A 15,475-nucleotide genomic window follows, 5' to 3' on the forward strand; every position below is an offset into this window, starting at 1 on the left:
CATTATCGGATTTACGAATTTTATTGAATGAATGAATTCAAAAATATTATTAAAAAAATATTATTTTCGTAAATACTTATTTTATATATTTACGCAAATCAATTTTTCATGACTGAAGATTTCCTTCATTATATATGGAAATATCGATTATTCGACAATAAGATTTTGTTTACTGCCAATAACGAAAAACTTGAGATCATCAAGCCCGGAGAGCATAATACCGATGGCGGTCCCGACTTTCATAATGCGCGCATTAAAATAGGAAACACCATATGGGCAGGAAATGTAGAAATTCATATCGATGCTTCGGACTGGGAAAAACACAAGCATCATAAAGACAAATCGTACGACAACATCATCCTGCATGTAGTGTATAATAACAACTACACCGCATTACGAAAAAACAATGAACCCATTCCGGTACTCGAAATACGCGACATCATTCCGAACCATATCAACAAAAAATATAACAGTTTATTTAAAAACAGGAACTGGATCCCCTGTCAGTTACTCATTAAACAATGCGATACAGTTATTGTTACTTCGTGGCTTGAACGTTTGCTTGTGGAACGACTTGAACGCAAATCGGAAAATATCATTAAACTTTTAAAACAATATAAGAATAACTGGGAGCAGACTTTTTATATTCATCTCGCCAAGAATTTCGGTTTCAGTCTGAATGCCGAACCTTTCGAAATGCTTGCCAAATCAACACCTTTAAAAAGCATTATCAAGCAAAGCAATAATTTGTTCCAGCTCGAAGCACTGCTGTTCGGACAATCGGGACTTATCCGAAAATCATCGCAGGAAAAATACGAGAACGATCTGATGAATGAATATTTATTTCTTCAGCAAAAATTCAACCTGAAAGCTGTTGAAGGACATTTGTGGAAATTCCTTCGATTGCATCCTTCGGGCTTCCCAACCATACGCATAGCGCAGTTTGCATCGCTGTTGCATAAAGCATCGCATTTATTTTCTTCGATACTTGAAGCAAAAAAAATTCACGATATTGAAATCCTGTTCGACACGAATTGCTCCGAATACTGGCTCACGCATTATGTTTTCGGGAAACCCTCGCCCAACCGTTCCAAAAAATTAGGCAAGGCATCGATCGATATCATCCTTATCAATACGGTGATCCCGTTTTTATTTGTTTACGGAATTATAAAGAAAGAAGATAAGTTCCGCGAACGTGCATTGCGTTTCCTTGAACAACTGGAAGGCGAAAAAAATTCTATTGTTACCCGCTGGAAACTTTTGGGAATACCTGTAAAAACAGCCTCCAACACGCAAGCACTTCTCGAACTAAAAAACAATTACTGCGACAACAAACTCTGCCTCAACTGCGGGATAGGAAATAATCTTTTGAAAAAAAGCAAATAATATTTTTCTAATATCTTTGGGTTGAAAAATATATTTTTATAAAAATTAAAAAGTATTGCAGACAAATGAGATGACTGTAATTCAAAAACAATTGGACATTGACAGACAAAAAAGAAAATAAAGATTTCCTCCGCTTCGCATTTTTAAAAATTTCATGCAACAGCCCATTGTACCCATTTGCTTTTGCCCCACCGCACAGAGCCAACCCTCCGCAAAAGCAAAAGAGTGCAATTTTGCCAACGAATTATTATTATGTCGAAAAATTAAACTCCAAAGAAAAGAGTGTTTAATTAAAAAATAAATTCAAAAAAACAAATATGACAAACGAAGAAAGAATTATTGGCTATTATAGCGACCTTTGCAATGCACTTAACGATAATGGTTATAAAAGGAAAGGAATTACAGATGGAAAACCATACGAATTAGACTTTCAAGTTGAATACTTACAACCTTCACTAACAATGATGTCTATAGCGCGTAATATAGATGCATATCAATTTCTCACTCAAAAAGAATTACTAAAAAGAGATATTTGTCATTTTTGCGGAGAAACCCCTATTGACGATTCGTACACTTTTACAGAACCAATAAACCATATTACTATTAATATATGCTATAATTGCCATCACAATAGAGGAGCCTCAAAAAAAACAAAAAATAAGGGTTGTATGCTTTTAATATTGATACCTATAATATTAATTGCTGCATCAATTTTTATATTCAATTTGTAACAATCGCTTAATAGATATAAGTGCTAATTTTAAATAAGATTCAAATGTAATTTGTATGGTAGATGGTCATAGTGCTATTAAACAAATTTAAAAAATAATAATTATGAACATCCTAGTATTATTGATGGTTTCAATTTATATAAAAAGTATTTTTATTTATTTAAAATTTGCTTTATCCACTTTCTTATTTGTAATTTTGTAACATCATTAAAAAAATAAAATTATGACGAAAAGTGTAAGTAGCGAAGAAGTAGAAAGATTTTGCGCCGAATCAAGAATTACAGATATTTTAAGGAGGTCAAATGAACTTAACGCAAAAAATAAACTGACTTTAGAAGAAAAGGAAGAAAAAGAAAAACTTTATCAAGAATATGTAAAATTAGGAAAATTATTTGATTAATTATTTTTAAGTTTTCAACTACGTAAAATACACTATATGTTCAATTTTAAAAAAAAGAATGAAATAAACCCAATAAATGAGGTTTTGAATGATTTGACAATTAATCAAAAAATGTCAGTCTTAAATTTATTATTAACTATTGCAATTTGTGATGGAGACCAAGGAAATAATGGAAAAGAGATTTTTTTATTAAGTACTTATATTAATACATTAGCTATTAATAGTGAAAGGTGTACAGAATACTTTAAATCTGGAGGACAAGCAAGGATAATTAGTGACCTCAAACCATTAAGCCCAAATCAAAAAGAATTTTTAGTAATTGCAGCATATGAAATGATGTCTTGCGATGCAAAACCTAATGAAAAAGAAATTATAGTTACTACTAATATCTTTAAGCAAATAGGTATTAATGAAGATAATTTTATTGCAACAGTTCAAAAATCTAAAGAATTAGTGAAATTATTTTTTGGTAAATAATAATAAAAAGATGCAAGTTTATTTCATATACTTTTTGAATTATAATTTTAAAACTAAATAATATGTGGATATTAATAATTATTTTAATAGTTGTTTTTATAATTGGAAAATTCTTTTATGATAAAAACAAACAAGCTTCAAAAATCACAATGGAGGGTGGCATGAGGCATAAATATCGTGAATTAATAGAATTACTTATGAGTGGTGATTCACGTACAAAAATTTACCAAGAAACCTCTGATTCTATAACTCTTGGAATTTCTAACATTGGAGGAAAAACTTTTTTTACTCTGACTCAGACATTTGGTAATATTACTATTCAATGGAAAGTAGACAGTCCTGTTTTCGGTAAACATAAAATGGAATGGACTTTTCACGAATATGAAAACCCAATAAAAATAGCTGAAATAATTTCAAATGATTCAGGGAAATATCAAAATAACATAATGACAGCAAATGGATTCACTGGTATAGATAAATAGAACATGGAAGATCAAAGAATGTTACCAAATGATAAAGAATGGGAATGTATAATGATTGCTAATGAACATAAAGCAGTAATTAAAAGACAATTCATATCAATGGTAAATGAATTAGAGGAAGAAAATTTAAGAAAACGCAAATTGATTTCAAATGAATTTCAAGAAGAAATTATTTCGGATAGCAAATTGATTTCAGATGAACTTTATGTGGAACTATTAAAGGGCAGAATAAAAAAGATTGAAACAAATTATAAAAAAGAAGATTATTTAGTTTCATCAAACAAAACTTTTACTCAACTATGGTCAGACTATGGTATGCAATATTTCTCTATAAAGGCTATCAAGCTTTGGGTAAATGAATTACGTTCAAAGGAAGAATGTATTCAAAAATGGGTTAATATTCTTTATCCTGTTCCAATTGATATAAAAAAAATTCTTCTTGATATTTCTATTAGACAAAGTAATAATAGAAGGGAGGGATTAAAACAGGGTATTCGTATTAATACAGGTTGGCCTAGTGATTGTTTATCATCTGAAATTGATAAAAGATATGGTAAATATTGTTAAACCCAATCGCACATTTGCATGCACATTTACAGCTTTTATTTTAAAGGCAGAAAGTGTTTAACTGCAAAAAAAGATTTCATTTCCCACCCCACCACCTGTAGCGACATATTCTCGGCAGAAAAAATCCTTCTCAGTTCTCGCTCGTTTAGCAAAGCGTAACGAGTGCTAAAAAAATATACTTCGACTGAATGAGTTTGCGAAAATTCCAAAACTCATTCGCTCAGTATAACTGAATCTAAACATCTTTGCTTCCGATAGCAATCGGAATGCAAATTTGTAAAGATTCAGTATAAAATTCTTTATTCAGAATAAATTTATATTTATTGTTTAACTTGCGGATGAAATTGGTATAATTAGCAACGCCATTTATGGCGTTGAAAAAAAAGAACAAGAAATCTGACTTTAGTCAAAACATATATGGATTTGATATTGTTAAACTTTAATTCTTGGTTTGGGCTAAAGCCCATTTCTTTTCGTTGTATTTTGAGCACGACATAAATGTCGTGCCTAATGATGTTCGTATTATAAAAATAGAACAACTGCGTAACATGAAATATTAATTGTAACCCATTTAAAAAAATATAAAAAATGAATTCAAACTTTTTTGACACCAACAGTTACTTTCCCATTTCTCGCACGTTTAGCAAAGCGTAACGAGTGCTAAAAAGTTTAAAATACTTCACTCAAGCTTGAGGCTTCAAACTTTTATTGAAAGAAAATAATCCTACTTTTGTAAAAACAATTTTTCAAAACTGTGTTGCAAGCTGATCTGTTACTTATTACTCCGCCATTTGTTCAGTTGAATACGCCCTACCCTGCAACCACAGGACTTAAAGGCTTTCTGCAGGAACAAGGTTACAACGTAGCTCAGCTCGACCTCAGCATTGCTTGTATTTTGGAATTACTTTCAGCAGAAGGTTTGAGAACAATATTTGATTTTGCGAAAAATAAAAAATGCTCTGCCAATGCAAAAAAAATTCTTCAATCGAAAGATGAGTACATCAGGTATATTGATGCCGTGGTGCATTTCCTGCAAGGCAAAGACAACACATTTGCATATTCCATCAACAACGGGGTGCTGCCCGAAGCCAAGCGTTTCAACATACAACAGGATCTGGAATGGCATTTCGGAACCGATGGTGTTCACGATAAAGCGAAATTCTTAGCCACATTATTCATTGAAGACATTGGCGATTTTATTACCGAATGTGTTGACAGTCGTTTTGGATTTAGTCGGTATGCCGAGCAAATCGGGTTGAACGCGATCAGCTTTCAAACAATTTTGGATGAACTAAAAATCGATACACCCATTACCAAAATGATGTGTGATATTTTAGATAAGTCGATAAAAAAACATCATCCAAAAATTATCGGCATTACCATTCCCTTTCCCGGAAACCTTTTAATGGCGCTGAAATCGGCAGAGTATATCAAACAAAATTATCCGAATATTTCAATCGTGATTGGCGGCGGATTTGTAAATACCGAATTGCGACAACTTGATGAATCAAGACTTTTTAATTTGGTTGATTATGTTTGCTTAGATGACGGAGAACTCAGCCTTCTAAAATTATTGGATTATATAATAAAAGGTGAAGAAAAGTTAGTGCGGACTTTTAAATTGGAGAAAGGCAAAGTTTCTTATATCAACAATGCTGATGAAAAAGATCTTGCACATGAATATTGCGGAACTCCCGATTATGAAGGCTTGCCGCTGAATGATTACATTTCGGTTTGCGAAACCACCAACCCGATGCATAATTTATGGACCAATGGAAGATGGAATAAAATGACATTGGCACATGGCTGTTACTGGCATCGCTGTGCGTTTTGCGACATTTCGTTGGATTACATAAAGCGCTACAGCAGCGCAGAAGCAACTGTACTATGCGACCGTATAGAAGCAATCATAAAACAAACCGGTCAACGCGGATTTCATTTTACGGATGAAGCCGCACCTCCGACAGTATTGAAAAAATTAGCAGAAGAAATTATTCATCGCAAACTATGCATTACATGGTGGACAAATATCCGTTTTGAAAAATCATTCACTTTTGAATTATGTGAACTATTAGCAGAATCGGGATGTGTAGCCGTATCGGGCGGACTGGAAGTTGCCTCCGATCGTTTGTTGGAGAAAATGGAAAAAGGTGTGACTCTTGAACAGGTAGCAAAAGTTACGGCTGCTTTCCGTAATTCAGGCATCATGATTCACGCCTACCTGATGTATGGTTTCCCGACTCAAACCGCACAGGAAACAATAGATGCATTGGAAATTGTTCGTCAGATGTTCCAGCAAAAACTTTTGCAAAGCGCCTTCTGGCATCGCTTTTCCATGACGGTTCACAGTCCCGTTGGCATGGATCCTGCAAAATACGGTGTAGAGCGCATACATCATTCTAAAAATTCTTTCACTCAAAATGGTTGCGAGCATATTGACAAATCAGGTTGCGATCACGAGAAGTTCAGCAAGGGCTTAACCAAAGCTTTATATAATTTTATTCACGATAACGGTATCGATTTTAAATTACAGGATTGGTTTGATTTTAAAATTCCCAACACCAAGATCCCACCGAATTATATTGCAAAGTTTCTTAGAAAAAAGTAAATACACTTTTCCTACATGAATAGAAATAATTACTTACTGAGGTTACGCAGAAAAATAATATTTTACATAAATTCGCAAGGATAGGTAATATATTCATTGATTTTTATTCCAATCCTGTAGGGATTACAGCTTGGTAAAAAAAATAATTATAACATAATAAAAGTGCCGTAGGTACTATCCTTTAACCAAAATTCAAATTTAAGATTTGGCTATAGTTTAGAAATTAAGATTTGAAGTTTAAATATAAGGATAGTGCTTACAGCACATCATGTTGTTGCTATGTTGGGTTTTACCAAGCGATTATGCCTACGGCATATAAATTTTTCTTTACATTAAATTTATCCCAAATTCACTTTAACCCAAATTATTCTATAGAGGAAAATGTCGATAAAAAATAATTCATAAATCTTCGGTATTCCTTTATTGTTATATATTCCGGGAGATTTTTCTCGAAAATATTTCTATTACGTAATTTGAGTTAAGTTGAGTTTCAAAAATTCAAAGGTGGTTTCGACTTCGCTCAACCACCTTTTCTATAAAATTTAATAAAATGATAAACAGGCATTGAGCACAGTCGAAACGCCCTAAAGAAAAATAGTTAAATCTTTATTTATCCACACTTCGCGTATCCAGCGCATCGCGTAAACCATTGCCAATAATCATAAATGCAAGCACCATCAGCATGATTGCAATTCCGGGAAGTATTGCAAGGTGAGCAGAATTTAAAATAATATATGCATAGTGTTCTTTTATCATTGTACCCCACGAAGGCATGGGCGGCTGTACTCCTATTCCTAAAAAACTTAATCCGGCTTCCATTAAAATAGATGCAGAAAAATTTGCTGCTGAAATTACAATCACCGGACCCATTACATTTGGAAGAATGTGTCGGAAAATAATTCGAGAATTACGATAACCTAATGCACGTCCCGCTTCCACGAATTCTTTTTCGCGTATGCTAAAAATTTGTCCGCGTACCACACGAGCCACATCAACCCACATTGTTAAACCTACAGCAATAAACACCTGCCAGAAACCTTTTCCTAAAGCAAAGGTAATTGCGATAACCAGCAGCAATGTAGGAATTGACCAAACTACATTTATAAGCCACACTATCAAATTATCAATCCATCCCCTGAAAAAGCCTGCCAGTGCGCCAAGAAAAATTCCAACTATTAAAGAAATAATTACAGATATAAATCCAACAGATAATGAAACCCGCGTTCCTATTATCAACTGGCTTAACACATCACGGCCAAATTTATCGGTACCGAATAAAAATGTTTTATCTATAATATTTTTGTTTATAATTTCTTTCTGCAAATCAGAAATTTTTTCTTCGTGCAAAACCCCGTCAATAGTGATGAATTTTATTTTATCGTTTTGTATCAGAATTTGTTTTTCATCCGATAAAGAATAAATCACATCGGCAATATTAAAACTGCGAAAGGTTCCATCGTTAGGAGTATCGCCGGAATAATCTTCGGTGATAATATTTGCTCCTTCAAAATGCCATGAGTACAAAGGATAATAAACATAATCGCTTTCTTTTCCATAAAGCATCGTATTGAAAAAATTCGTTTTATTTTCAATTTGATTTTTCTCTACCTTGAGCATTGGAATGGTGAAGCCCGGGTTCTTTGCTGCAATTTCAATATGCTGAGCATTGGCAAAGGGCGTAGAATCGGGTGTGATAAGATATCCGGCAATGGCAATAATAACAGCAAACATCACAAGACAAAACATGAACATGGAAAGTTTATCCTTCCTGAATTTCCTGAAAGCTATGGCAGACAAGGAACCTATACCATCATAATTCTTTTTCCTGTAAAAATTAATCTTCATCAATTATTTAATTCCGAATTTCAAAATTCGATTTTATCTATCTCCTCCAATTATCAACTGCTAAATACCAACCATCCTTATATGCAGGGGAACGGGAAAGGCTGTAATCATTATCGGTAAAAGGATTCGTAACTTTTGTAAAATTAAATGAAATGGAAAGCATGTTCCTGTCTTCACCATAGGTCCATGTTTCAATATCTTTATTTTTGTATACAATATTTGGTATGCCGTACACAATGTATATTATTCCTCTGTCGGTTTTCCATCCTTCAAGATACGAAGTAAATAATCGGTTAGCATCCTGCACACGATTGTAATACGACTTTATCATTTCTTTTGCCCTGTCAGGATTACCTGCCAGTTCCAGCCAAAAATCTTCTACTGCTTCCTTTTTATTTTTCTTTAATACCAGATCATCGTATTCATTTTTCCCTGTAAGATAACGCAATGACAACAACATTTGTTCTGCAGTTGTTATTTTTGGGTAACCATCATAAAATCTGAAAATCGTGAAACCTTCAGTTTGAGAGGTATCGGAACGATAATTATAAAAGCCTTTATATAAAAATTTTAAAGCAGGAGTAATTCCGTTGGTTACAGGAATTGAATATAAACTATCGGGCGCATACTGGAATGTTTTCTGTACAGGAAATGAAAATGGCGGAGCTGCAATAGGAAAAATCCTATCATAATAACCCACAAATAATTTCTGAATATTTTTATTATTACAAAGTAATTTATATTCTGAAACAGTATCGGGAGTATTTGTAAATGCGGGCAGGCTATCACTGTCGAGTAAAAGAAAATTCTGTGCTGAATTCGGATCGGATTTATTGATATCAATAAAAATATCAACGGACGTGTTTTTATTCAAATCATTGAAAGAAAATTTTACCAGGTAATTTTTTCCTGAAACAGCCTTCACATCAATAGAGCCGGTAATATTTTTCTTTATTTCTTTTTCATTATCTGAAAAAATAAATGTACTGCTATCGCGAATAACTTTCATATCGTTAGTTTCATACAGTTCTGTATGTATGGAATATTTTGCAGAAAAATTATTTTCTTTGATTTCCTTTACATATAAAAGGTTTCCCGAATTGAAACGATAAAAAATTCTTGATATCGAATCATTGAGATGATATACTGTATGACCAGGAATGAATGAAATCATATCCCTTTCGTATAAATAAGAAATATCAGTATTGGTAACCTTGCCGGTTCGACATGAAATTAATATGATCAGAAAAAATAATGATATGTATAATACTTTTTTCATCCGTTGTTTTCAGAAAGTAAGTTATCCCCGTTTTCCTGGTTATATTTTTCAGGCAATTGCTTTGATGTTTTAATTCCCAGCTTGCGGATGCTTTCAACTTTATTGATGAGGTTGCCTGAGCCTGTTTGCAATTTCTTCATTGCATCGTCATATGTTTCATGAAGCAGGTTAATTCCTTTTCCAACTTTTTCCAAATCGTTTACAAAGCCAACAAATTTATCATACAGCGCTCCGCCCTGTCGTGCTATTTCCATTGCATTGCGTGTCTGGTTTTCCTGTTTCCAGATGGATGAAATTGTTTTTAATGTTGCCAATAAAGTTGACGGCGTTACAATAACAATTTTATTATCCCATGCAAAGCTGAACAATTGCTGGTCTTGCTGCACAGCCACACCAAACGATGATTCAATTGGAATGAAAAGCAAAACAAAATCGGGTGAATTTAAATCTTTAGATGACTGGTAATTTTTCTCGCTCAGTCCTTTGATGTGCGTGCGAATAGAATTAATATGTTCTTTTAAGAATTGTTGCCTTTCCGCATCATCATTGGTGTTTACAAAATGTTCATACGCCACCAGCGAAACTTTTGAATCGATGATGATATGTTTTTTATCGGGAAGAAAAACCACCACATCAGGCTGAATGCGTTTGCCGTCTTCAGAAGTAGTGCTGTATTGTGTTTCGTATTCAGCACCACGTGTTAGCCCTGAACGCTCCATTATTTTATCGAGCACCAGTTCACCCCAATTGCCTTGCTTTTTCGAATCACCTTTTAATGCTTTGGTCAAATTATTTGCTTCGTTGCTGATCTTGCTGTTCAGTTCATATAATTTTTTCACTTCTTCTCGAAGGCTATATTTATCACGCAGTTCCTTATCATAAGCCTCATTCACTTTCTTTTCAAAATCGCCAATCTTTTCTTTTAACGGGGTTAAAATTTCCCCTATATTTTTCAAATTGGTTTGGGTGAATTCCTGCGAATGTGTTTTTAAAATTTTATTTGCAATGTTTTCAAATTCGGTTGAAAATTTTTTCTGCAACTCATCCATCTCTGCTTTTTGAGTATTCAATTTTTCAAGCAGGTTGCGGTATTCAACTTCAGCCTTAGAAATTCTTTTACCAAGTTCTTCCGATTTTATTCTTTCCGATTTTAATTCGGCATCAACATTATTATAATTATCAAATAATTGTTTGTAGCGGTCTTCTGCAATTTCCTTGGCTTTATCGCTTGCTGCAAGCTCCGATATTTTTTTCATTTCAGCTTCCTGTAATTTCGATTGCATTTCAGATGTCTGCTGCTTATTTTTATTTACTGAAAGAAGCCATCCAATTGCAATACCAATAACAATCCCAATAATTATATATAGAATTTCCATGAGTAAAAATGTTGAGTGGTAAAATTAAAATAAAAATTGGAAATAAATATTTGGAATATAAAAAAGAAAATAATACCAATTGTTAATTTAAAATAGTCCAAAGAATATTTTAAATTTTACAATGGTTATGCCGATGACATAGATGTTATAGTACAATTTATTGGACTATTACATATATACAATCGGTATAACTTGAGGATTTAACATTTTCTTACCACTAAGACACTTAGCACACTTAGAAACACTTAGAATTTTCTTAGTGTTCTTAGTGACTAAGTGGTAAAATAATTTCAGTTTTAATACATCAAATACATTTTGCTTTTATCTTTCCATCCTGCCTGCGACTCATACTCTACAAAATATATTTTCAAATCGGCATTTGATTCGTATTCTTCAAAATAAATTTTTTTGTCAGCATTCGATTCATATTCTTCAAAGAACCAGCGACCATCGTTCTTTCCGGCATTCGATTCATATTTTTCTTTATAAACCAATAGGTCGGCCTGCGATTCATATTGAACTACATAAACTTTAACATCGGCTTGTGATTCGTATCGAACGGAATAAACTTTCTGTGCCTGAACACCTTTTCCAATAAGCATTACAGAAATAATTACAAAGAGAGCAAAAAACTTTTTCATATTTTTAATTTTAAAATGTCTTCAAAAAGCCTCAATAATTATACCTTTTTCGGTTTATGAATTTGGATTAAAAAAAATTATTTTATCAAATCAGCTTATGAACTTGTTCACTTATCAACTTGTCTACTAACTAAAAATAACTCACTATTCCAAAATGAATTTTTGCCGAACGGAAATATATCGGATTGTTGAATTGCCTACCCAGTGCATAACTCAGCGAGAATATCCCTGCTTTGGTTTCAAAACAAATTCCGGCACCAAAACCATAAGGAGTATCATGTACAAATTTTTCAACGGTTCTGCTTTCATAATAAGCTCCATTCCAGAATGCAAATAAATAAGAATTTTCTTCAAACAAATAACGATATTCTGTAGTTACAATACTATAAAATGATGCAGTGATAGATTCCTCGTCAAAGCCGCGCAATGTCTTTAATCCGCCAATACGATACAATTCGTTTGTAAACAGATTGCTTCCATGAATAGCTGCGCTTTCATTTGAAATTTTTATTGTACTGCGTGAGAAAAAAGGAATATAACCGCTTAAAACGCCCGATACTTTATATTGTGCCGTGTTCAGGTCGATGCCTTCATAAAGTTCTTCATTCAGATCTGAATTTTTTTTGATTTGTTTTGTACCTGCACTTCCTGAAACTTTTATATCAACACCTTTTCGGGGACTATAAATATAATCCAATTTTTGAATTTTATATTCAAGCCCGTACATGTTGATGTTTACATCGGCATACTGCGGAAGTGTTGTTGCATTTTTAAATGCTTCAGTACTTAAAATTGAAGAAGCCTGATTTTCGTAAAATGCTTTTAAATAATTTGTCCCGCTGAACATATAACGCAATCCAAGATTTTTCAGCACATTAATATATAATGTATCGTTTTTATATAACGTGAATTTTATATCTGCACTAAAAGGAGTATTAAAAAGATACGGGTAAATAAAATTTATTTTCAGGTCTTGTGAATTTGTCTGAAGTTTGCGCCAGCTCAGGTCGATGGTTTCGCCACGATAAAAAGCATTTATCATTCCAAGGTTGGCCTCACCCGTCAGCATTAGTTTTCCGGTAGTCTCACTGTTAGGCAACACACCCAACACACCATCAAAATGACTGTTCTTCTTCTTATTGGCATAAATAACAATTTTCGCTTTGGTATCGGTAAAAATAATATTGAATGGTCTGATTTCAGTTAGGAACAGCAACTCTTTCAGTTTTGCAGATATTTTCGAAACCTTCGATTCATCATATAAATCGCCGGGTTTTACATTTACATAATTGTAAAGAAATTTTTTTGCGACTTTTGCTTTTCCGCGCATAACCACGCTATCAATTACAATCTTATTATTCATTTTAAGATTTAATGATGCGAATACTTTATTTTCAATTAATTTAATTGAATCAAGTTTTATCGAAGCAAAAGGAAACCCTGAATTTTCGCATGTTTCAATAATATCATTATTCAGTTCTGATACTTTTTCATAATTAAAAGTTTTCGAAATAAAATCATCATAATGGTATCCGGCTTGTTGAATTATTTCAGGAGAAACATTTCCTTTGCGTAATTCAATCCATTCATATTTTTTGCCTATCGAAATATTTGCTGAAACGGTATCATTTTTTTTCAAAACACTATCCACGGATGCAGCGATATAACCTTTTACCCATAATTCATTTAAAAGATCTGATAATTCTTTATGTAATTGCAATGTATCAGAAAATGTTTTTTTTATATTATATTTTTCGATAATTTTTCCAGAAGAAGAATCTGTATTTATTTTAAGAAAATATTTTTGTGCGTTTGCAGTAAATGAAAAAAATCCCGCAAAGAAAAAAAAGGCTGATACTATTTTAAAAAAATATTTCAAAATTAATTTTTTGTTGAATTCAAATCCCAGCAAATTTCTTCTTTACCCATTTGCCGCAGTAATTCATTTGTTTTAGAAAAATGTTTACATCCAAAGAATCCGCTGTATGCTGACAAAGGCGAAGGATGCGGAGCTTTTAAAACATGATGTTTTGTAACATCGATGATCTTAATTTTAGCTTGTGCATATGCACCCCACAATAAAAATATCAATCCGCTTTTTTGTTTCGACAATTGTTGAATTACCGCATCTGTAAATATTTCCCAACCTTTATTCTGATGCGAACCGGCTTGTCCTGCTCGAACAGTAAGCGTAGCATTAAGAAGCAGCACACCCTGTTTTGCCCATGGTTCAAGGTTTCCAGTGCCTGGAACAGGAATTCCCAAATCGCTTTGCAATTCTTTAAAAATATTTACGAGTGAAGGTGGTTTTGTGATACCATTTGAAACAGAAAAACACAGACCATTCGCCTGACCTTGTCCGTGATATGGGTCCTGACCTAATATCACAACTTTTACTTTATCAAACGAAGTATAATTAAAAGCTGAAAAAATCTGAGAACCCGGAGGATATATCGTGTATTTTTGTTTTTCGTCAACAATAAATTTTTTCAGTTCATAAAAATACTGGCTGTTAAACTCGTTATTTAAAACAGGCTTCCAACTATCTTCTATCACAGGATTAACGTTACTCATCTATAAATTTATATTATGTTAATAAATCGTTTAAAAAATATTTTGCCAATATAACTTCGTTCATTATATTTGTATTCTTAAACCACCACACAAACATATTGTAAAATTATGAAAAAAGTTTTATTAGTTGCAGCAGTTTTAATTTTTGTGGTAACCGTCATGTCTTCATGCAAAACCCATGAAAGATGCCCGGCTTACAGTCAGAAAGTAAAAACGGAAAAACGTACTTAAAAGTATTTTATTGTTTTTTAAAAAACCATGGAATAGTGATTTCATGGTTTTTTTCTTTATAAATATTATTTTTCCGTACTTTTACGTTACTATTTCATAATTTTGCTATCGAAAGTTTTATGAAATTATTAAAGTACACCATATTATCATTATTATTTCTCATCACTTCTTTATTTGTTAAAGGACAAGCAATATCTCTTGGCGACACAACAATAAGTGATGCCAAAGTTTTACTTCGAAAAGAAAATAGCGGATTCCTGATGATTCATACTGCCGGTTTTGGTGCCGGATACAGGGCAGGAAAACATATTACAGGCTATAAAAAAAGAATGTTTGAAGTAGAACTTACCGGAATGAAACACCCAAAAGAAGTCCGAATAGTAAGCCCTTATGATAACGCTAGAAGTTACATATATGGAAAAGAAAACTTTCTTTTTATTTTAAGAGGTGGAATTGGGAAACAAAAAGTTATTAATAGTAAGCCATATTGGGGAGGGGTGGAACTTCGTTATTTTTATAGTGGTGGGGTCTCAATGGGTTTTCTAAAACCTGTATATTTATATATTATTCACGGATCTGGTGATCATTATTTTTATCTTTTGGAAAAATATGATCCCTATAAACATTTTTGGGATAATATTTATGGCAGGGCTCCGTTTTTTCAAGGTTTCAATAAAATCAAACCTCTTCCGGGTATCTATTTTAAAACCGGATTTAATTTTGAATACGGGGCTTATGATGAAACTTTAAAAGCTATTGAATGTGGGTTAGCTATTGATGCTTACAAAGATCCCGCACCCATTATGGCTTTCAATAAAAACAAAAGTATTTTCCTTTCTCTTTATTTTAGTTTTCATTTTGGAACAAGAAGAAATTAA

At 32.8% G+C, this 15,475-nt stretch carries 14 protein-coding genes; 8 read left to right on the forward strand and 6 right to left on the reverse strand.

Annotated elements, in window-relative coordinates; genetic code table 11:
* The first annotated feature begins 108 nt into the window (after positions 1-108).
* The 7 genes from PKK00_00170 (at position 109) to PKK00_00200 (ending at position 6,651) form a co-directional block, all read left to right on the forward strand.
* Positions 109-1,386, forward strand: a complete 1,278-nt coding sequence (locus tag PKK00_00170) for a DUF2851 family protein (protein HNW96804.1) — start codon at positions 109-111, stop codon at positions 1,384-1,386.
* 317 nt (positions 1,387-1,703) lie between these two features.
* Positions 1,704-2,117, forward strand: coding sequence for a hypothetical protein (locus PKK00_00175; protein ID HNW96805.1), 414 nt, complete (start codon positions 1,704-1,706; stop codon positions 2,115-2,117).
* 223 nt (positions 2,118-2,340) lie between these two features.
* On the forward strand, positions 2,341-2,517 hold the full coding sequence (locus PKK00_00180) for a hypothetical protein (protein HNW96806.1): 177 nt from the start codon (positions 2,341-2,343) through the stop codon (positions 2,515-2,517).
* Positions 2,518-2,553: 36 nt separating this feature from the next.
* Positions 2,554-2,994, forward strand: a complete 441-nt coding sequence (locus PKK00_00185; protein HNW96807.1) for a hypothetical protein — start codon at positions 2,554-2,556, stop codon at positions 2,992-2,994.
* Between the two features lie 62 nt (positions 2,995-3,056).
* On the forward strand, positions 3,057-3,476 hold the full coding sequence (locus PKK00_00190) for a hypothetical protein (protein ID HNW96808.1): 420 nt from the start codon (positions 3,057-3,059) through the stop codon (positions 3,474-3,476).
* A gap of 3 nt (positions 3,477-3,479) precedes the next feature.
* A complete protein-coding gene (locus PKK00_00195; GenBank protein ID HNW96809.1) occupies positions 3,480-4,043 on the forward strand; it encodes a hypothetical protein in 564 nt (187 codons plus the stop codon).
* Between the two features lie 754 nt (positions 4,044-4,797).
* Entirely contained in the window at positions 4,798-6,651 is a 1,854-nt protein-coding gene (locus PKK00_00200) for a radical SAM protein (GenBank protein ID HNW96810.1), read from the forward strand.
* 606 nt (positions 6,652-7,257) lie between these two features.
* Here the strand turns inward: PKK00_00200 and PKK00_00205 are convergent.
* The 6 genes from PKK00_00205 to ung all read right to left on the reverse strand — a co-directional run bounded on the left by PKK00_00205 (position 7,258) and on the right by ung (position 14,366).
* Positions 7,258-8,496, reverse strand: a complete 1,239-nt coding sequence (locus PKK00_00205) for an ABC transporter permease (GenBank protein HNW96811.1) — start codon at positions 8,494-8,496, stop codon at positions 7,258-7,260.
* 37 nt (positions 8,497-8,533) lie between these two features.
* Positions 8,534-9,775, reverse strand: a complete 1,242-nt coding sequence (locus PKK00_00210; GenBank protein HNW96812.1) for a GWxTD domain-containing protein — start codon at positions 9,773-9,775, stop codon at positions 8,534-8,536.
* Complete coding sequence (gene rmuC / locus PKK00_00215; protein HNW96813.1) at positions 9,772-11,151, reverse strand: DNA recombination protein RmuC; 1,380 nt, start codon at positions 11,149-11,151, stop codon at positions 9,772-9,774. Before rmuC ends, PKK00_00210 begins: the two co-directional genes overlap by 4 nt.
* Positions 11,152-11,447: 296 nt before the next feature.
* The gene (locus PKK00_00220; GenBank protein ID HNW96814.1) at positions 11,448-11,792 is read right to left on the reverse strand and encodes a DUF6150 family protein; all 345 of its coding nucleotides are present in this window, start codon (positions 11,790-11,792) and stop codon (positions 11,448-11,450) included.
* Between the two features lie 130 nt (positions 11,793-11,922).
* Positions 11,923-13,671, reverse strand: coding sequence for a hypothetical protein (locus PKK00_00225; GenBank protein ID HNW96815.1), 1,749 nt, complete (start codon positions 13,669-13,671; stop codon positions 11,923-11,925).
* A gap of 2 nt (positions 13,672-13,673) precedes the next feature.
* A complete protein-coding gene (ung, locus tag PKK00_00230; protein ID HNW96816.1) occupies positions 13,674-14,366 on the reverse strand; it encodes a uracil-DNA glycosylase in 693 nt (230 codons plus the stop codon).
* A gap of 350 nt (positions 14,367-14,716) precedes the next feature.
* Between ung and PKK00_00235 the strand changes: the two genes are divergently transcribed.
* Positions 14,717-15,475, forward strand: a complete 759-nt coding sequence (locus PKK00_00235) for a hypothetical protein (protein ID HNW96817.1) — start codon at positions 14,717-14,719, stop codon at positions 15,473-15,475.

Source organism: Bacteroidales bacterium (genome assembly GCA_035353855.1).
In the GTDB taxonomy this organism is placed as follows: domain Bacteria; phylum Bacteroidota; class Bacteroidia; order Bacteroidales; family CG2-30-32-10; genus DAOQAK01.

Coding starts and splice junctions, on each gene's coding strand:
- PKK00_00185 (HNW96807.1), top strand. CDS start 2,554: ATGTTCAATTTTAAAAAAAAGAATGAAATAAACCCAATAAATGAGGTT.
- PKK00_00235 (HNW96817.1), top strand. CDS start 14,717: ATGAAATTATTAAAGTACACCATATTATCATTATTATTTCTCATCACT.
- ung (HNW96816.1), bottom strand. CDS start 14,366: ATGAGTAACGTTAATCCTGTGATAGAAGATAGTTGGAAGCCTGTTTTA.
- PKK00_00210 (HNW96812.1), bottom strand. CDS start 9,775: ATGAAAAAAGTATTATACATATCATTATTTTTTCTGATCATATTAATT.
- PKK00_00175 (HNW96805.1), top strand. CDS start 1,704: ATGACAAACGAAGAAAGAATTATTGGCTATTATAGCGACCTTTGCAAT.
- PKK00_00195 (HNW96809.1), top strand. CDS start 3,480: ATGGAAGATCAAAGAATGTTACCAAATGATAAAGAATGGGAATGTATA.
- PKK00_00205 (HNW96811.1), bottom strand. CDS start 8,496: ATGAAGATTAATTTTTACAGGAAAAAGAATTATGATGGTATAGGTTCC.
- rmuC (HNW96813.1), bottom strand. CDS start 11,151: ATGGAAATTCTATATATAATTATTGGGATTGTTATTGGTATTGCAATT.
- PKK00_00220 (HNW96814.1), bottom strand. CDS start 11,792: ATGAAAAAGTTTTTTGCTCTCTTTGTAATTATTTCTGTAATGCTTATT.
- PKK00_00190 (HNW96808.1), top strand. CDS start 3,057: ATGTGGATATTAATAATTATTTTAATAGTTGTTTTTATAATTGGAAAA.
- PKK00_00180 (HNW96806.1), top strand. CDS start 2,341: ATGACGAAAAGTGTAAGTAGCGAAGAAGTAGAAAGATTTTGCGCCGAA.
- PKK00_00170 (HNW96804.1), top strand. CDS start 109: ATGACTGAAGATTTCCTTCATTATATATGGAAATATCGATTATTCGAC.